Origin of the sequence: Gimesia chilikensis (genome assembly GCF_008329715.1) — a bacterium.
GTDB lineage: Bacteria > Planctomycetota > Planctomycetia > Planctomycetales > Planctomycetaceae > Gimesia > Gimesia chilikensis.
On record NZ_VTSR01000001.1, the window covers coordinates 429,226 to 448,882 of the forward strand.

A 19,657-nucleotide genomic window follows, 5' to 3' on the forward strand; every position below is an offset into this window, starting at 1 on the left:
CTTTGTCTGCCTCATCGTAGACGGTAATCGACAGGACATTGGGCAATGCTATCCCCCGAATCAGATCGCTCGCTTAAGAACCTGACGCCTCCCGGACCAGCTGACCTGGAACAGCTGGCGGAAGAGTTTATTGCGCGGATCCGCCTGGGTGAGCAACCTTCCGTGGAGGACTACCGTCAGCGATACCCCGAACTCTCTGCTGAAATTGAAGAGTTCTTTCCCGCGATCGCAGCACTGGAGGGCGGTAAATATGCAGAGCCCGCTCCCAGCAAAGTCTCGTTGGGCGCTTCGGTTCCTGAGCAACTGGGGGATTTTCAAATTGTCCGGGAAATCGGTCGTGGTGGCATGGGCGTTGTCTATGAGGCTATCCAGCAATCATTGAATCGACGGGTTGCCTTAAAATTACTCCCGCGACATCTGCTACTGGATGTAAAACAACTTAAACGCTTTCAACGTGAAGCCGAATTGACAGCTTCTCTGCACCATACCAACATTGTTCCCGTCTATGGTGTCGGTGAAAATGGCGGCTTTCATTATTATGTCATGCAGCTGATCGAAGGTATCGGACTGGATGAACTGACTCAGAAAATTGTCGCCACCGCTGCCAGTACAGGTCTCAAAACGAACAAGTCTCCAGGTGCGACGATCTCCCTTAGTGGCGAGGAAACGGTCATCTGTTCTTCCAGCGACAGCGGTTCGACCGACTTCACACTTAAAACGGAAAACAAAGTCGCAGACCAGGAATTCGAACAATATGTTGACTCTCCCTACAAAATCGCTGCTCTGGGAATTCAGGCTGCAAACGCACTGCAATATGCACATGACCGTGGAATCCTGCACCGGGATATTAAGCCCGGTAATCTGCTTCTGGACCATGACGGCCTGCTCTGTATCACAGACTTCGGTCTGGCGCGGGTCGCAGAACAGAATGATCTGAGTAAATCCACAGACATCGCCGGCACACTGGGCTATATGGCCCCCGAAATGTTTCGTGGAGACACCTGCCGCCAGAGTGATATTTATGGACTGGGAATCACACTTTATGAACTGCTGACCCGGCGATTTGCGATTGAACGCACCAGTCGCCATGAGATGATCGAAAAGATCACGCAAGGCTCAATCACTTCCCTGCGCCGTATCGATCCGAGCATCCCCCGCGATCTGGAAACGATTATCCTCAAAGCCATCGCTCCCGATACAAAACATCGTTATCAGAGAGCGAGTGAGCTGGCAGAGGATCTTAATCTCTTCCTGGAAAACCGTCCCATTCGCGCCAGACGAGTCCATCTGCTGGAACACCTCTGGCGCTGGAGCTGCCGGAATCCAGCTATCGCCAGTCTCTCGGGAATCGCATTCAGTTTACTGCTCCTGCTGGGTGTGACCCTGGCGATCGGATTTGAACGGGAACGACGCGAAAGAAAAAAAGCAGAAGCTTCAGCGCAACTGGCCACGGCCACCCTCGACCGTGTCTTCGACCGCTTTGTACCGAGTCGGATTCATTCCTCGGAAACAACCAGTACTCCGGCTGATTACTCTGAACCAGTGCTCTCCCGTGAATCCGCAGATCTTCTCGCGGGTATGATTCCATTTTATGAAGAGCTGGCAAAGTCGACTGGATCGCAACAGGAATTTCGACTCAAAGCAGCCAACGCGCAGCATAAAGTCGGCGATATCCATCGGCGGCTGGGAGATTTTCAGGCTGCTCTGGCTGCCTACCAGAAATCACTGGAACTATACCAACAGGATTTTAGTGAAGCGAAAACGTTGACGATCGCGACTCTGTATAACGAAATTGGTCGAATCCACAGCCATCTGGACCAGCTTCCCGAATCCAAAACGTCTCATGAAACTGCTCGCAAATTGCTGGAGACAGCGATCGCACAAAACCAGGATCAGTCAGATCTGCGTTTTGAACTGGCGCGTACGTACTTTTTAAATGCCCGCCAATACCGTCCCGAGGCAATCCAAAGTGGTGACTATCGGAGTCCCAAGCGTCGTCTCAATCCGGATCAGAACCCGAACGCAGCTCAATTGCAGCAGGCCATCGACATTCTGGAACAGTTGATTGCCTCAGACCAGACCCGACCAGAATATCGCTATTTGCTGGCACTCTGTCTCCAGGAACAGATTCCAGACCAGATTCCTCAATCAGAATCGGACAGTCTCAAGCAGGCACGCGTATACAGCATTCTGGAAAAACTGGTTAAAGAGCACCCCAACATCTCCGACTATCGGCATGCCCTGGTGAAATCTTATGAACGAATCGAACTTCGCAATGCCCGTGCGAGTGATATCAGCGAAACAGTAATTACACGCTTAAAGAACGCCATTCAACATGCGACTCAACTGGTCACTGATTCTCCGACCATTCCCGAATACAAAATCTCGCTGATTCATTCGCACAATAAACTGGCACATGCGATGGATATTCTCACCAGAAATCATTCACCGGAAATTGATACTCGTCAGTCTCATGATACGGCAGAGCTGTCTCTGCGAACGGCACTGCGATTACAAAAAGAACTGGCGGAACAGTTTCCTGAATCAGCAGAGCACAATCAGTGGCTGGCTAAATTTGAGCTCGAACTGGCGATGATCGTCGGCAAGAAAGGCAACACCGAGGAAGCAATTACGCTTTATAAGCATGCACTCCAGATTCTGGAACCCGCCTGGAAAAAACAGCCTGGTCCTCCCAAACAACTGGCTGGAATCATCGACGCCTCTGAGGAACTGGCACTGCTCTACCATCAGACCGGCTCTGATGTCGACAGTTGGCTGATGTGGAATAAGTTCGATGAATATGAGAAAGAATTCGAGCAGCAGTTTCCCGAATTGAATCTGGATAATTTTCGAGAGAATCATCCAGAGCCGAATCGTGGCGGCCCTGGACCAGGCAGACCCGGTCACGGTCCACCTCATGAACGTCGCCCTCCCCGGGCGGGTGGCCCCGGTCAAAACAATGGCCGACGTCCGCCTCGTTAGAACTTTCCTAACCTGACGAATCTTTTGACTTACCCCAGAAGCGGGACCATTTCCCCCACATAGTGGACCGTCGACTCAAGCGACGCCGCACACTTTTCCCGTTGAGAAAACATACCAGATCAATGCTTAACTCGTCTGCTGACTGATACCGCTGGGCAACAGGGGAGATGCAGTTCAAGATGATGTTTTCAAAATCCGTTGGAATATCTTTATCCAGTTCACAGGGTCTTGCGGGTTCCGAATGCATGATGAGTTCAATCAACTCACTGCTGCTTCGGGCAGTAAAAGCCGGGATACCTGTCACTAATTCATAAACAGTCATTCCCAGAGAATACAAATCACTCTGCTCGTTGACTACGCCATTTAAGCGATCAGGAGACTGATTGCGTAAGGTCAGAGTCTGCTGTTGTTTCAATGCCCCTTCTGCAAACTGAGGGAGGGCGAACCCGGTCAACCAACAGTCCCAGTCCGCATTCACCAGAACATTCTCCGGGCGAAAATCATTGTGCAACACTCCATGACTGTGAGCGTAGCGTAATGCATTAGATAACTGAAGTGCGATCAACGCCGACACCCGCCAGCGATCACTCTCTAATGCATGTGTCACAGCCTGAATCTGTCGCATGTTTTGCTGTGATTCATCCCGGTCCCCCACTAAAGACGAAGCAGAACCAGAAAGACAGGCGATTACCTGATTGAGACCAATTCCCTGTACCTGCTGCAGCACAGCGTACGAATACCCCTGGTCTTCTCCAGTACTGTAGATGGAGATAATGTTTTTGTGCTGCAAGCGAAATGTCAGATGGGCTTCCCGTTTGAACCGGTCCCGCCAGCGCGGCGTCAATTCCGATTTCCAGGGCATCAACTTCACAGCCACCGGTCGTCGTTGTGCTCCCTGCACTGCCTCGAAAAACAGGGCGGTGCGACTGCGACTCATCTCGCGAATCAACTTGCAGTTTCCCAGTTGCTTCAGCTTCAGACAATCAGCTGACTGCTGTTTAAGACAGTCGATTTCCTGATTCCCCTTCCATTCTTCCATCGCAATCAGAACAGGAAAACTCTCCCGGATTTCTGTAGCATATTCTGGATAGCTATCGGCATAGTCATCGATGGAGGGATTCAGCCAGCGACGATATTCATCCACAAATTGAGTCGCCAGTTCCTCAAGCGTACAGTATCCCGAGTCAGTCCCAGCAGTGCCGATTCTTTGCGTTAATAGCTCAGTATTCATGATGAACCTTCACGAGCGTCCGGAGTTGCTTTTTAGCCTCGATTCAAATCGGCCCATGATACGGGGATTCAAAGAATGAGACTGTGGGGCACAGATTCAACCATAGCTAAGACATTGAAATGGCTTATCTGCTTTCTGGCAGGTCACTTATGACATACAAGTGAGGGAGGGAACAAGATCATAAGTGGGCCCGTAGAGGTTATAACGCTCTGAGAGGAAGCAGAACTACTGAAAAACAGAGATTTCTCACAGCCTCGTCGTTCGCCCGTACCAGCGGGGGAAAACCTATTCCAGTTCCAGCTCCTGATAGCGGGCGTCTTTTCCCAGAACAGTCCCCCAGACCCGATCTGAAGCCTGATGACGCGAGGGACCAAAATTGATGATCGGCCCAATACCCAGATCCAGGTGCTTGATCTCCTCCAGGGCGTCAATCAGATTCTCCGTCGTGACCGCCTTCCCTGACGCCTGAAGTTTTTTCAGACCTTCAACCAGACATTCAGCGGCCAGATACCCCTCCAGAGATACGAATCCTGGTTTGGAAAGCGGGTAATACTTTTTCAGAGAATCGCGATAGCGTAAGACCCCGGTTGCGCTCGAAAGATAATAGGGTACAACCTGAGTGACGATTACGCCCTCTGCGTATTTAGCCCCCATTTCTTTGAACTGCTGGGCCAGCAGTTCACTTCCGACGAATGAGACAGCTGCAGTCTGAATCTTCAGCTTTCGATCTTTGATCTGCTGAACCATCAGTGCGGCTGGCTTGAATGTCGCAACCATAATCAGGGCCTCAACCCGGTTCTGATTCTGGACGATCTGCTCGACGGCATCGGTGATCTGAGTTGTATTCCGGTCATACCCTACGCGAAGAATATTTTCCGGCTGGATCTTATACTTCTCCAGTGCCTTGGCTACACCGGCGAAGCCATCATCGCCAAATGAATCGTTCTGTGCAAAGACTGCGATCTTATCAGGAGCGATGCGTTGCTTCTCAACAAAGTAATGCACCATGGCCGCTGTTTCATCGGCATAACTGGCTCGCAGGTTAAATACATAACGATCAGGTGGATCGCGGCGGAGGGCCTGTGCACCGGTAAATGGAGCGAAGAACAGATGCTGATGCTCATTCGCATACGGGACCGATGCTTTCGCTGTAGGGGTCCCCACATTTCCAATTACCGCGAAAATCTGATCCTCTTCAAACAGGTGCTGCATGTTTGCGAGGGCCTGATCGGGTTCATACCCGTCGTCCTTCACCACGAGTTCAATCTGGCGTCCCCCAATGCCTCCTTCATCATTGACTCGCTTGAAACAGGCCTGCATCCCCATGACCATGTTATTGCCCAGTTCCTTATTGGCTCCGGTCATAGCGGTTGAAGTTCCCAGCAGAATTTTCTCTGCTGTCACGCCCTGTCCGGAAGGTCCGGCATTTGTCTGGGGTGCGACCGATTTTCCCGCTTCCTGATTTTGATTTCCATTCCAGAAATACCAGGGAACCAGTGTCAAAAGTAAAAAGGTCACCAGGAACACGACACCGTTGAATACGTTTTTCCGCCAGCCACCAGACTCATGGGGCTTTGCATGTGCCCGGTCCAGTTCTTCCTGGCTGAGCACTGTGGTATCGCCGTACTTCTCGGAATTGGCCGTTATCGCTTTCAGATCGACCAGCATCTCCTGGGCGGACTGATAGCGATCTTCCGGTTTCTTCGCCATGGATTTCTGCACAATGGCGGCACATTTATCCGGAATCTGAGCGTTGACATTCCGAGGATCCAGCAGATCGGCATGACAGTGAGCATACATAATCTGTACGATGCTGCCCGCGTCTTCATAGGGATGGTCGCCCGTCAGTAGAGTGTAGTATGTTGCGCCCAGGGAATAGATATCACTGCGTAAATCGACGGGTTTAGACTCACACTGTTCAGGGCTCATGAAGTAAGGCGTCCCGATGAGTTGCCCGTCTTGAGTCAGCTGAAGTGACTGCTGAACGACCCGTTTCGCCAGACCAAAGTCAGCAACCTTGATCGTGCCATGTCGGGACTGCAAGAGGTTCCCGGGTTTGATGTCTCGATGAACCAGTCCTGATGTATGAGCTACCATCAAGCCTTCACAGGCATCAGCAATAATGCGTGTTGCCTGAAGTGGTGAATAGGGGCCGATGGTCTCCAGATGATCGTCGGTGCTGCCACCGGTCATCAGTTCCATGACGATATAATGGACATCCCCTTCCTGGCCGATATCGTGAATCGAGACAATATGAGGATGCGTCAAACGGCCGGCAGCCCGGGCTTCGGCCAGAAACCGTTCCAGCATATTTTTATCGGAGGCTAATTCAGCCGGCAGAAGCTTGATGGCAACTTCGCGGCCGATGGTATCATCGTAAGCACGATAGACAACCCCCATACCGCCTTGTCCCAGGAGACCGGTAATTTCATATTTTCCCAGTTTCCTGCCAATCCAGGCAGCAGCTTTCTCTGCGGAGGGGCCTCCCATCTGCTGAGCAGATTTGCTGGCAGCACTGTCGACACCGATGACGGTTTTGTCGATTTCCTTAATATCAATGGGGGGAATCTGATCGACAGTTTCTTCTTCATCCACATTGACCGGGGGAAATTCGTCCACAGTTTCTTCACCATCCAGGGGATCTTTAAAACCTTCGTCCGACACGGTTCTAATTTCCTGAGACCATAAGCCTCAATCATTTGGTTACGGCTAAAAGTAACCCCACGGGGTGCCCGCCACCCGACATATTCTTTTGATCAGATCAGGATCATCGAATATCAAGGAGGTATTGATAGATATACAGAATCATCGTTCATAAAAAAAATTTACGCAATCGATTTTTTTTATTCTCAGATGATTATTCACGAAAACTCAGTGGCCCGAGGGAATGTGCAGTCTCAGCACCTCTTTTCTACCCCCAATAACGGCAGAATGTTGGAGATGCTATCTGTTTTTCACTGAGTTTTTGTGAATTAAATCGTATTTCCAGGCTCCGCCAATGCATAAATTGGAGGCTGGTATAATCCGTGTAACCCCTGTGATCGCAACACTCTTTGAACCAGAGTGATGCTAGTGCGGGAATCAGACCACACGCGATTACCTGCTGGAGACGCGCAGGCGGACCGTTTTCAGGTCGAGTAAGGCACTGTTGATTTTACCCTGGCTCTGAACTGTCAAGCGGGTCTTTCCGGCAGGCAAAGTAATGGTGCCAATTCTGCTATTCTGATAGACATCCCAGGTTCCCGTGGAGGGCACAGTCCAGAACAGCTGTTCTCCCCCTGTTTCCAAAAGCAGACGATTACCGGCTGGCCCGGGGGGGCAGGCAAATTCGAGATAGACGTCATACGGTCCTGCTTGAGGGACATCCAGTGTCCAGACTGCCCGGTCATTCTCACTCTGCCAGTATCCGAGATTCTTATACTTGCTCTCAAACTTGAGAGTAGAACCATAGATTTCTGCCAGCTGAGGGGTCAAAAAGTAGTCGCCGCGCAATGCTTCCGCGACCACGACAGCCGGTTCGTTACCCGGAAATGTTTTTCTGGGTAATTTTGTTGAATTCAAATATGCGATCACATCCGCGAGATTCTGAGGCGTCATATCCTTTTCCAGCCCCTCGGGCATCAGTGACTTACCGGTACTGATCAACTCTTCCAGATCGGTGCGGAGCAGCGTCTTCGTCTTGCCATCACTTTGCACCAGAGTAATACTCTCGCCACTTTCAGACGCCAGTAAGCCGTTAAATGTCAGTCCGTCTTCAGTTACGGCCAGATAACTGATGTATTTATTCTCCACGGCACGATTCGGATCCAGAATCGCCGTCAGCAGGGCCTGAGGCGATTTGTCTGTCAGGGCTGTCAGATCTGGACCGATTGGCTTGCCCTCATTGTTGAGCTGGTGACAGACAGCACAGCGTTTCACAAATACCTGATGCCCTGCTTCAGTATTTCCAGTCAGTGCGACCACCTCAGCGTGCTCTTTGACGACCCTGGCACGATTTGCATCAAGTGAAGCAGCCAGCAGCTTCTCAGCCTGTTGTCGGACTTGCTGATCCTTGTTATTCAACAACAGCTGTCGACTCGAAGCATCGATGTCCGCTGCAGAGATTGTTTTGTCTTTCAATCCTTCCAGAACAGACTGCACTCCTGCCTTGTGACTTAGCAGGGAGCTCAACACTTCAGAGCGTAAACCCGGGCCATAGTTTTTCCAACGTGCCAGCATAAGTTCTGCTGTCTGCGGATTGCCTCGTTGCGAGAGCGCTGCCACAGCGGCACTCTGTATGATCCGCGGATTTCGAGGAGACAGCATCTCAGACAACAGTACCAGATCTTCATTCCGCTGCGCAAAACCATGTCCAAGTAGCGGCAGGACCTGCCTGCGTAAGCTGACTGTTGCTGTTTCATCAGCGGCGATCGTCCGTGCTGCTTGAAACAGAGGCTTGAGTTCTTCCAGTATTTTCTGCAGTTGGGGGCTGGCTTTCCCGGCATATTGGGGCAGGCTCTGATTTTTGCGAGCCAGGGACTGCAACAACGTTGCCACCACCTCGAACTGCCAGGCCTGCCAACGTTGTTTTTTCTCTGACTGTGCGACTCGCTCGTAGATATTTGCGAGCACATCCTGCTGATCTGCAGAGATCGCCATAAGTACCAGGGAATTCAGAATCTGTAACGGTGGCTGCTTCCCCTGCAATTCTTCAAACAGCGAGGCGGTAAAGGAATCCAGATGTGGTCCTACGGAACTCAAGATCGCTGTCCGCAGAAAAATATCCTGATCGTGTGCCATAGCCAGACGGGCCAGGGCCGATCCCGCCTTGGGAGAATTCCATTCTCCGAGTGTGTAAGCTAACTGCATCTGAACCTGCGAATCAGCATCCCCGACCAATGCCAGCACACGATCACCCAGTTCAGGTGACTCATTCAGAGATGGCTCGCTCAGTCGAATCGCATGGCGGCGGACTCCAGGGTGTTTGTCAGCCAAAGTCACCAGGAGAACATCTTCGGTGATCGCGTCCAGTCCATCGAGCGTACAAAGTGCATGCAGACGAGCAGCCGGCGATTTTCCCTGCTTAACCATCTGCTTCAGATCAGGGACAACAGACTTGTCGCTGCGTGTCACGATCAACTGCTGCACCATATCACGCAGTGTCCCATTCGGGCTTTCCAGTTGCTGAACCAGAGCAGAGGAGGAAAGCTGATCGAGACGGGGTAACGTTCGTACGGATGCCTTATCTGGAACGATCCGGTAAATCCGCCCCTGTTCCTTACCGGCACGCAGGTCCAGCTTTTCCTGCATCTCTTTAGGAATCCATTGCGGATGTTCAATGACATGCCGATACATGTCTGCGACCCAGAGTGCACCGTCTGGTCCTGTACGGGCCATTACGGGGCGAAACCAGTTGTCGGTCGATGCCAGAAATTCGGAATCCTGTTCGCTCTGTGCCCGCTGGCTGGTAAAGGTCGTCCCTTTCGATTTCACTATTTCGCGATGTACCAGGTTATGTACCGGCTCACAGATAAAGGAGTTCCCCGTGAACTCCCCCCCCAGTAGATCATCGCGATAAAAACAGAGACCGCACGCTGAGGTGATCCGGTTGACCTTATTGAAGTCATTAAAACGAACCTGTGTGCGACTGACCGGGAAAATGGTTGCCGCCCCGGGACGAATTGAGACCTGCACCTTCGCATCAGGGGTAATCAGGTTTTTATTACGACGGAGATAATGATCTGCTAGCGCATAATGAAATGCGGGGTTACTGTTATTACTGCCAAACCAGTTCCCCCAGTCATCCCGTTCGCGGCCGAACTGGGTCTGCCCCGACTGCGGATCCATCTGACCGGTATCAGGTTTGATTCGTAAATCCCGACGACCAAAGTTCAGTTTTTCTCCTGTCTTGACAGACAACAGATCCCCACCGGAATCGCCATTGGCCAGATACACCCAGTTATCCAGGCCCCAACGCAGACCATTTACCCGGTGCTGCTGGTTCCCCTCTGCAAACCCGGTCACCAGGGATTCGCGGTGATCAGCTTTGCCATCGCCATCGGTATCTTCCGCATAGAAGACTTCCGGAGCGGTTGTGATGATCGCTCCTTTTCGCCAGGCCATCACTCCCGTGGGATAACCCACGCCTTCCAGAAAGACAGTTGATCGGTCGTACTTACCATCTCCGTCCGTATCTTCCAGAAAACGAATTCGTCCATCGAACGTACCTGATTCATTCACCCCCAGCGGGTAGTCAGCCATTTCTGCCACCCAGAGTTTTCCATCGGGCCCCCAGTCAAATGCGACCGGGTCCTTCACCAGTGGTTCCGACGCCACCAGTTCCACATGAAATCCGGGTTTGACCTGAATTGTCTTGAGAGCCGCGTCCGGGTCTTTAGGCTGAGGTCCCTGCTCCTCTAGTAATTCCTCAAAGGACTTGCCCGCCACCAGATGTTTCATTTTGGCGGTATCTTCGTTCTGCACCCAAAGATGCTTCGAATGGAACCAGGCTCCGTTATTGGTTCCCTTGCGCGAAATCATCGGCACTGGCCCCCCGTCGTCAGCCCGATCCTCATCAAAGACTTTCTTCCAGCCTGACTTAAGCGAAGCGAACAGGTAGAGAGCAGCGTGATCCTCGTTTGAAAACAGCATGTCTTCAAAGCCGTCTTCATTGATATCGACAAAACGGAGTCCCGCATCGCGGCCCTGTTCGTCGACGATCGACGCAGAATCAGGAAGAGACCAGGGTAATTTCTTCCAACAGGTATCTTTCTGAGACCATGTGTAGATCGCATTCTGTTTGGGATTGGAAACGAGCAGTTCACACTGACCATCATGATTCAGATCCCGCAGCCGGAGGCCCTGATCGTGGCCTGCTTTTAGTGTGAACAATGCGTCCTGTCCCTCAGGTAAACCAGCCAGTAACTCGGAAGCAGGCTGCCACGTTTTGCCATCAAACTTCCAGGCGGCGGAGACTTCCGGCGTCAGGGTCAACAGGATTACCTGTTCGTTTAGAACTCCGAACCGTCCCCGAATCGCCTGATTTCCCCTGGCATCAGGAGCAGCCACGAGCTGAGCAGGAAATCCGGTTTCACTCCAGGTCTGCTGCCGGGGATTCCAGATACGGGTTTTCTGAACCTGCGCATTGCCGATAACCACATCCATGAATCCATCTGCATTCAGATCCAGCAGACGCACGCCATTGTCGGCTCCCTGCTGATTACGCAGCGGCTGCCCCGCCAGCAGATGCTGATTCATTCGCTCCAATACTTCCTGGAAAGAAAGAAACTGCACCGCGGATCCATGCTGCTGAACGGCATGATCAATCAGTTTGATGATCTGCTCATTGCTGATCCAGCCGTGCGGATGGAATACAAGATTAAACGTCCCTTCTTTGACCACGGTTGCATCAAGCACGGCAGTCCAGTCGCGAACCGTCAGTGGATTAAAGGGCTTTTGACGATGCTGGGCTGACCAGTCGCTGGGAGTCACACAGGAAAACTCCCAGCAGAGCCTCGAGATGGGATAAGGATAGGGGTAATTGAAAATCGTATTCACGAACCCTCGATCTGTGGGGACGTATTTTTCGATTCTCCCCTGCCCGTTTGGATCGGTAACGAGTTCCTTTGGCAGGTCCGGATCCTGATCCGTAAAGACCTGAAAGACCGAAGTATCGATCTGCAGAAAGTTCCCCTCGGGGGTAGTCTGATTGAAGATTTCAGTGAAGAAGCGGGGGCTGACTGTGTTGAGTGAATCACAGCACGGCATACGGTACGCCACTGGTTGACTGTTGGGAATCTGGCTCAAGAGATCGATGCACCGTTCAACGGTCCCTTTGGCCTTCTCAAAATCTCGATCTTTCAACAACGGACAGGGATGGTCGTAAGTATGCACATCGATACTCACCCCTTCCTGAATCCACTTCTGCAGGTGGGGATCTTTTGGATCGACGCGGCAGGTCATGATGCTGGCTCCGGCCCGACCGTTGATCTCTTTCAGTCGCTCCAGGATCGGTCGCAGGTAGGTTTCGTACTTCTGGACATCGCGCATGTCGTCGATCGCCAGCACGCAAACCGCCTTGACTTCTTTGTCCCCATACCACTGAGGGGTCGTCAGTTTGGGAAAATCGAGTGATACATAGTAGGGATCGTCCTGATCGAGATAGACCAGTCGATTGCCAACTTGTGTCGCCTGTTTTTCAGCCGACCGAGCGATGCGACAATCCATCAGCAGACCAGGCAAAACCAGGAGCAGTGACCAAACCAGGGAACCACGAATGCGAGAAGCAGCTTGAGGACGAACAGCAGAGGGCATCTTGAAATCTCCATTTTCAGCAGGGGTCGAGCGTAGAACCGTCTGCCTGATTCGTCTCCCACAGGCAGAAAGTCCTTCATTTCCAGTCTGTTGGCTCTGAACTGTCGAGTCAAGCCTGAGGAGCACACTTTGTATACAATCCAACAAAGAGACAAAACATCTCAATCAGGCCTATGCCTGAAATGCGTGACATATTCTCGTCATTCTGCAGGTAAACCTTCTAGTTTCGCCCACTCCTTTTGTATACAATAAACCCCATTGGATACATACATCGCCCACCAGACCGAAATGGAACTGATCCATGAGCCAGGTAGAACTGACATCGAACCCGTCAGCCAGCATCGCTGATCAACTGCGAATCGAAATCATTACCGGACGCATTGAAGAGGGCGCCGCCTTACGTGAAGTGAGTCTGGCAGAGCGTTTCGAAGTGAGTCGGGCTCCGATTCGCGAGGCCCTGAAGCAGTTGGCTCATGAAGGCATGGTGGAGTCCAAACCCAACTGTGGGATGCGGGTGGCACCTTCCTCATCCAAATCCATGCAGGAACTTGTCATCCCACTCAGACAGACCGTGGAATCCTTCGCGCTCCGATCGATCTTTGATGATCTGAATGACGAAGATTTTGCGGAGTGGGAAGCCCTGCTCACTGAGATGAAAGCCGCTTGTGAAAACCAGGACTTTTTACAGCTGACCGAACTGGATATCAAATTCCATCAGTCGATTGTCGCCCGCTCCCCGGAACAAGGTCTGATGACCATCTGGCTGACGCTCGTCTCCCGCCTGCGGAGACACTTTCTGGAAGGCTTTCACAAGCCGAATGACCCCATGAAGGTCTATTACGAACATCTGGCGATTGTCTCCATGTTTCGTTCCGGCAAACTGGAACCATCCATCCAGGCGCTGATTTCAAATATCGACTGAGTTCTCAAACTGACGATTAATAAAAAACGCTCCCGCGGTCCGGAACGTTTCACAGACCACGGAAGCACCTCACTGAAGTTGACCAGGAACCACTTACAGTGCAGACATCCGTGCGTAGGCATGGTCTAATGCATTTCGTAGTGTCCAGGCCTGTTGCGAAGCGCAATGCATGTTTTTCGAGGAGGTTAACGCCTGATGCATCTGATGACTGACATCAGATGGCATTCCATCCACATCCTGCAACATGGACTGCATTGTCTTCCGATACAGTTTCGCTGACTGCTGGTAGTGACCGCAGTTGTATAAGTGAGCCCCCTGAGCAACGGTCTCGCGAATCTGATGACAGGCTTCACGAGCTGTCACTTTCTTACCTTCTGGCGGCAGAATAACAGCGTCAATCACATGAATCACACCGTTAGAGGCATCGATATCTGTCTTGAGGATTTTAGCCTGATTTACTTTCGCAACACCACTACTGGCACTAATCTTCACCTTCTGCCCCTGCAGCGTTTTCGCTTCGCCGGCAGCCAGAGCTTTGTCTGAATACACACGACCAGCAATGACATGGTATTTGAGAATATCAGCCAGTTTCTTCTTATTTTCCGGCTTCAATAATGATTCAATCGTCCCTTCCGGCAGTTGAGCAAATGCGTCATCAGTAGGAGCGAATACCGTAAATGGCCCCTTCTCAGCCAACACACCAGCCAGCCCCGCTTTGGTAGCAGCTGTCAACAGTGTGTTGAACTTACCAGCGGCTGATGCGGTCTCCACCAGGTTTTTGTCTGCGGGTAAAATCACCTGATCGATGACGTGAATGATCCCGTTAGAGCATTTGATGTCAGCCTTGACGACAGTCGCCCCATCAACCATGACTGAACCATCTTTGGTCATGATATCGACTCGTTGACCGTTCAGAGTTTCAGCCCCGCTTAGTTTTGTTACCTCGGCGGCAGGGACTTTACCAGAAACTACGTGGTAAGTTAGAATCCCGACCAACTTCGATTTATTTTCTGGTTTGAGCAGAGTTTCAACCGTTCCCGGGGGCAGTTTGCTGAAAGCTTTATCAGTCGGAGCGAAGACTGTGAATGGCCCCTCGCCTTCTAGTGCTGAAACGAGGTCTGCCTCAGTCAATGCTGTCGCCAGCGTCTTAAAGGAACCGGCTTCGACAGCGGTTTCGACGATATTTTTCTGCTCTGCAGCGTGCGTTAAATTGGCCGTAATCATAACAGTGAAGGCGGTGGCCAGCGCCGCATACTGCTTAACGAAGAGATTCATCAGAACGACTCCTTAATTGTCTGGAGATTGTCAACTCTGTTATCTGAGCATCCGATGAGAATGAGTGGCCACTGCAATTCCCGAACTACCGGTACCTTAGATTGAGCAAACTCTTTGACAAGCGGCGATGCAGGCAATTTTTCTGAAATAACCTGCTCGAAGCGCAGACTGTTCGCGCAGCTGAATTCAGAAACTGTTCCTTTACAGCAAGTTGATAAATCAGACCATCCAGTCGGCTAAGGTCTGTTAAACCAGCCGACATTTTGACTTACTTGATCGAGTTCAAATACGCCAGCAGGTCTGCCATCTGCTGCTGATCGATCTGCTTCTCCAGGCCTTCAGGCATGAACGAAAGCTTCGAGCTGATTAGCTCATCAATGTCGATCCTCAGAACAGTATCGCTGGTGCCATCTGCCCGGGCAATCGTAATGCTGTTCGCATTCTCTGCCTTGATCAGACCAGTAATCGTCCGCCCTTGCGTGGTGACCAGCAGGTATGTCACATACTGTGGCTTTACTTCCCGGTTGGGATCCAGAATATTCAGTAGCACGGCTTCGGTCCCGCGGTCCTTGATCGCCTTGAGGTCTGCTCCCAACTGCACGCCGACATTCTCCAGACGATGACAGGCAGCACAGTTTTTCTTGAAAACCAGCTTGCCGTTGGCAGGATCACCTTTGAGTTTGAGTGAAGACTGATACTGCTTGATCACATCCGAGCGACCCGTCAGACGCTGATTCTGAAAGAGGTCGGTCGCCCGCTTTTTGATCGCTTTGTCCTGACTGCTTTTCAGGAGTTGAACGCGTTCGGGACTAATATCACCGGAGTTGATATCACCTGCTTTGACCGCATCCAGTAAAGCGACCTGCCACGGCTGACGGGAGAACAGTGTTTCGACTGCACTCATGCGCAATTGCGGGCTCAGACCAGGCCAGGCTTCTACCAGCAGTTCCGGCACCCGCTCATCATTCACCAGTCCTAAAGATGTGATCGCTTTCTGGCGAATCGGAAGCGGCTGCTGGACTGACAGCAGTTCCTCGAAGACCGGTAAGGTTTCATCAGGGCTTCCAATACTCAAGGTGGGAATGGCCTCAACGCGGGTCTTTACCGGCAGTTTCGAGTTGGTCGCCTGCTCAATGGTCGACTTCATCATCCCCGATAACAGTTGAGCCGTATATTCGCTTTTCGACTTTGACAACACCTGTTTTGTTGATGCGGATGCCCGGGAAAGCAGGTTACGAAATGACTGCTGTGCCAGCTTCTGCTGGGACTGGGGCAAGCTTTCCAGAGCCCCCATCAATAGCTTAACGTTCTCTACGTCAGACTGTGCACCGATCTGGGTAGCCAGCGTGGCCAGGAAACCCTGTGTCTGTTTATTTACGAGCAGATCGCTGTTCCGGGTCAGTGAAGCAAAGACTTCTCCAGCCCCCTGATTCAACGAACTCTGGACCGCCATCCGCATCCATTTATTATCGACGTTCTTTGACAGCAGCGCTGCCAGAGCCTGGTTGCGGGCACTGTTCTCAAAAGCCCCTAGAGAAAACGCAGCCTGATACTGCACCTCAATGGAGTCATGTCCTGCCAGCGCGATCATGGCCTGCTGAACCTGAGCATCTTCAGCGAATCGTTCCGCAATACGCGATGACTGAATACAGACTTGTGGATCCTGATCCTTGAGTCCTTTGAGCAACGAATCTGCATCGAGAGAATTCAATCCTTCCAGAGACCAGAGTGCAGTCGCGCGGGTTACCGGCTTCCTGGAAGCTGCTGCCAGTTGTTTCAGATCAGGAACAACCGAGGTATCCTGACGCTCGTAGATCAGTCGCTGTGCGGTATCGCGCGTCCAGCCGTTATCGCTGTCGAGTAGGGCCACGAGTTCCTTTGATGACAGCTTCGTCAAATCAGATAGAGCGGGGCGCTGGAAGTTCTTCGGCACGATCCGATAGATGCGTCCCTTGTCCTGTCCGCCGATGGGATCGATGTGCTTGAGGATCTCTTCCGGAATGAAGGGAGCCCCTTCAATCAGTTCACGATACATGTCCAGCACATACAAGGCACCATCGGGGCCATTTTCAAACTGTACCGGTCGGAACCAGACATCGGTTGAGGCCAGAAATTCAGCATCCTGGTCGGCACGCGGAGCCACCAGTGACAGACCATCGGGTTTAGGAGCAGCTCGATAGACGAGATTATTAGCAGGTTCACCGACAAACAGATTTCCCTGATACTCTAAGGGCCAGGCATCGCCCCGATAGGCGGTAATCCCGGTCGCCGCAGTGAAAAAGCCCGAAGGCTTTCCGCCTTCAGAATCTCCGCGCTCGCTGGCCGCCCGGAGTCGGGTCCGCAAAATTCGCCAGGGCTCGATCTGGCTGATGCGCATCAGCTTGGTAAACTTTCCGCCGGGAGCAATATTCACTGGAGCCGGTGGTGGCGCCAGATAGGGGTTGCGTGCGATATAACGGTCATCGTACATCAGCACCTGCATCGGCACACTGTTGGCACAGACAAAGGCACGGTTCCAGATCCCCAGGCTCATCCCATGCTGTCCGCCGCCTGTTGTGAGTTCAATCTTACGCGTTGCAGGATCGAGGATCACACCCCGCCCTTTGGTATTAAATTGTTTCTCTGGCCCTTCCGCAGCCACGGTAACCATTCCGCCATCGATGCCCGTGGAGAAGTAAATACGGTTATCCATTCCCCAGCGGAAGGAGTTGATCATCCCCTCATCCCCTTTGTCCCGCCCAAAGCCTTCCATGACGACTTCCCGCACGTCGGCCTTCCCGTCGCCATTCGTATCTTTGCAGTAATAGACATAAGGTGGTGCGCCGACAAATACGCCCCCCTGGTAACAGAAGACTGCGGTCGGCAAAGTGACATCCGTCAGAAATGGAGAACTTTTATCGAAGACGCCATCACCGTCCGTATCTTCCAGCAGTTTGACAGAGCTGTAACCTTCCTTGTGAGCGTCGTTGTATTCGGGCATTTCCACCACGTATGCCCGTCCCCGGGCATCAAAACACATGGCAACCGGATCACGCAGCAACGGCTCAGCGGCCACCAGTTCGATTTTGAAATCAGAATGAATCTTAAATGACTTCAACGCATCCTTTGGAGACCGGGGAGGAATCCGTTTCATCTCTGCCGCGTAGTCGACCTTCTTGGGAGAAGCACTTTTATCTGCTGAATTTGCAGTTAGAGTCAGACTGCTGACAAACCCAACGAGCACACACAGGAACAAAATCAGCGAGAAGTTCCGAGAAAGATGGGGAGAGACGTGGAGGGAGGACATAATCAGATCCTGTTTAAATCACTGAGGTGGGACAATATATTAACTTATTTAATTTATTCACTGTCGCTCATTATAGAGCGACCTGCAGGGAAGATTGAAGTAAGGATTTGCGGAACTCCGCGAAAAACTGGAAATCAGAGCGAAGTTCCGCTTGTGGAGGAGAATTCGCTGCTACTGCATCAGTCGTTTCAGCTCTGCCTGCAGTTGCTTGACCACTTTTTCGTTTTCCGGCTGATCGATCACATTTTTGAACTCGTAGGGATCGTTCTGCACATCATACAGTTCGTCCATCCCTTCCAGTTCATTGAACTGAATCAATTTCCAGCGAGGGGTGCGTACTGCCTTGTACCCCATGCGGTCCAGTCGGGGAAAGACCGTGTCACTGTTGTACTCGACCAGAATGGATTTGCGCCAGTCAGTTGGATGCTCTCCCTTGAGCAGAGGTACCAGGCTGCGTCCGTCATATTTCTGATCTGACTTGACGTGTGCCAGATCTACCATCGTGGGAGCCAGGTCAACACTCACAGCAAACTCATCCACCAGCGTTCCGGCTTTGACCAGGGGAGGAAACCGGACCAGCAGTGGCACGCGGATTCCTTCTTCGTAAGGCAGCCGACGCTCCACACTCAAGCCATGTTCGCCGTACCAGTAACCGTGATCGCTGGTGAAGACAAACACGGTCTGATCAAGACGCCCCTGTTTCTCCAGGAGATCCAGTAACATGCCCACCCCCTCATCGATGCCGGCCAGCATCCGCAGACGATCCCGGATGACCTCATCACTAGTCCCTGTCTTCTGACTGAGAGGGGGCAGACCGGAAATCTTTCTCTGTAACGCCGTCTTTCCTTCCAGGTCGTCCAGCACATTTAAACGGCGGGGAATCGCGGCATCGCTGTAAAGGTTTTCGTGACGCTTCGCCGGCATAAACTTCGCGGCGGAGGGATCGGTAATACTTCCATCATCCCGCTGTGTCAGCTCGGGATGGAGTGCTTTCTGGGCGATATACAGGCAGAAGGGTTTGTCCTGATTCTGCTCCAGAAATTCATTCGCTTTTTGATTCAACACATCAGTTGTGTGTCCCTCAAACTGTTTCCGCTCTCCATTGATATTCAAAACCGGGTCGAATGATGTCCCCTGCCCTTTCATGCTTACCCAGTAATCAAAGCCGGGGCGGGCCGTATCGTCATTACCCATGTGCCACTTACCCACATAGGCTGTCTGGTAGCCCGCTTTTTGCAGTGTCTGGGGAAACGTTTTGAGCGTATGGCTGTGTTCGCTCCGATTGATATTATCCAGAATGCCATGATTGTGAGTATACCGCCCCGTCAACAGGCAGGCTCGGACCGGCGAGCAGAGGGGGGTCGAGCAGAACGCGTTGCGAAAGCGGGCCCCTTCCCGGGCGATTCGGTCAATGTGAGGTGTTCTGACAAACGGATGCCCCATGCACCCCAGTTCGTCCCACCGCAGATCGTCCACCAGTACGACAACAATATTCGGGTGTTGAGGAACATCGGCCGCACAGAGCGGACGGTGGGAAACTGATAACAAAAGGCACAGGCAGACCAGGGTCTGTAACACCACGCTCCGGGGAAAACATCTCACGAATACTGCTCCTGGCTGATGATCTGAGGGTTTCGGGTCTGAGCACGCTGACCAGTCTGGATGAGGT

Annotated in this window: 8 protein-coding genes; 2 read left to right on the forward strand and 6 right to left on the reverse strand. The window is 52.0% G+C overall.

The window, feature by feature from the left end:
• Positions 1–45 precede the first annotated feature (45 nt).
• On the forward strand, positions 46–2,982 hold the full coding sequence (locus FYZ48_RS01540) for a serine/threonine-protein kinase (RefSeq protein WP_149336804.1): 2,937 nt from the start codon (positions 46–48) through the stop codon (positions 2,980–2,982).
• A gap of 7 nt (positions 2,983–2,989) precedes the next feature.
• Here the strand turns inward: FYZ48_RS01540 and FYZ48_RS01545 are convergent, their stop codons facing one another.
• The 3 genes from FYZ48_RS01545 to FYZ48_RS01555 all read right to left on the reverse strand — a co-directional run bounded on the left by FYZ48_RS01545 (position 2,990) and on the right by FYZ48_RS01555 (position 12,505).
• The gene (locus tag FYZ48_RS01545) at positions 2,990–4,213 is read right to left on the reverse strand and encodes a serine/threonine protein kinase (protein WP_149336806.1); all 1,224 of its coding nucleotides are present in this window, start codon (positions 4,211–4,213) and stop codon (positions 2,990–2,992) included.
• A gap of 285 nt (positions 4,214–4,498) precedes the next feature.
• The gene (locus FYZ48_RS01550) at positions 4,499–6,877 is read right to left on the reverse strand and encodes an ABC transporter substrate-binding protein (protein WP_149336808.1); all 2,379 of its coding nucleotides are present in this window, start codon (positions 6,875–6,877) and stop codon (positions 4,499–4,501) included.
• A gap of 432 nt (positions 6,878–7,309) precedes the next feature.
• The gene (locus FYZ48_RS01555; protein ID WP_149336810.1) at positions 7,310–12,505 is read right to left on the reverse strand and encodes a PVC-type heme-binding CxxCH protein; all 5,196 of its coding nucleotides are present in this window, start codon (positions 12,503–12,505) and stop codon (positions 7,310–7,312) included.
• Positions 12,506–12,806: 301 nt separating this feature from the next.
• Between FYZ48_RS01555 and FYZ48_RS01560 the strand changes: the two genes are divergently transcribed.
• Entirely contained in the window at positions 12,807–13,427 is a 621-nt protein-coding gene (locus FYZ48_RS01560; protein ID WP_149336812.1) for a GntR family transcriptional regulator, read from the forward strand.
• Positions 13,428–13,520: 93 nt separating this feature from the next.
• On the opposite strand, the gene FYZ48_RS01565 is transcribed toward FYZ48_RS01560, so the two are convergent.
• The 3 genes from FYZ48_RS01565 to FYZ48_RS01575 all read right to left on the reverse strand — a co-directional run bounded on the left by FYZ48_RS01565 (position 13,521) and on the right by FYZ48_RS01575 (position 19,590).
• Entirely contained in the window at positions 13,521–14,702 is a 1,182-nt protein-coding gene (locus FYZ48_RS01565; RefSeq protein ID WP_149336814.1) for a fasciclin domain-containing protein, read from the reverse strand.
• Positions 14,703–14,970: 268 nt separating this feature from the next.
• Complete coding sequence (locus FYZ48_RS01570) at positions 14,971–17,988, reverse strand: PVC-type heme-binding CxxCH protein (RefSeq protein ID WP_149336816.1); 3,018 nt, start codon at positions 17,986–17,988, stop codon at positions 14,971–14,973.
• Between the two features lie 171 nt (positions 17,989–18,159).
• Entirely contained in the window at positions 18,160–19,590 is a 1,431-nt protein-coding gene (locus FYZ48_RS01575; protein WP_149336819.1) for a sulfatase family protein, read from the reverse strand.
• Between the last annotated feature and the right edge of the window lie 67 nt (positions 19,591–19,657).

Coding starts and splice junctions, on each gene's coding strand:
- FYZ48_RS01545 (WP_149336806.1), bottom strand. CDS start 4,213: ATGAATACTGAGCTATTAACGCAAAGAATCGGCACTGCTGGGACTGAC.
- FYZ48_RS01555 (WP_149336810.1), bottom strand. CDS start 12,505: ATGCCCTCTGCTGTTCGTCCTCAAGCTGCTTCTCGCATTCGTGGTTCC.
- FYZ48_RS01560 (WP_149336812.1), top strand. CDS start 12,807: ATGAGCCAGGTAGAACTGACATCGAACCCGTCAGCCAGCATCGCTGAT.
- FYZ48_RS01570 (WP_149336816.1), bottom strand. CDS start 17,988: ATGTCCTCCCTCCACGTCTCTCCCCATCTTTCTCGGAACTTCTCGCTG.
- FYZ48_RS01540 (WP_149336804.1), top strand. CDS start 46: ATGCTATCCCCCGAATCAGATCGCTCGCTTAAGAACCTGACGCCTCCC.
- FYZ48_RS01565 (WP_149336814.1), bottom strand. CDS start 14,702: ATGAATCTCTTCGTTAAGCAGTATGCGGCGCTGGCCACCGCCTTCACT.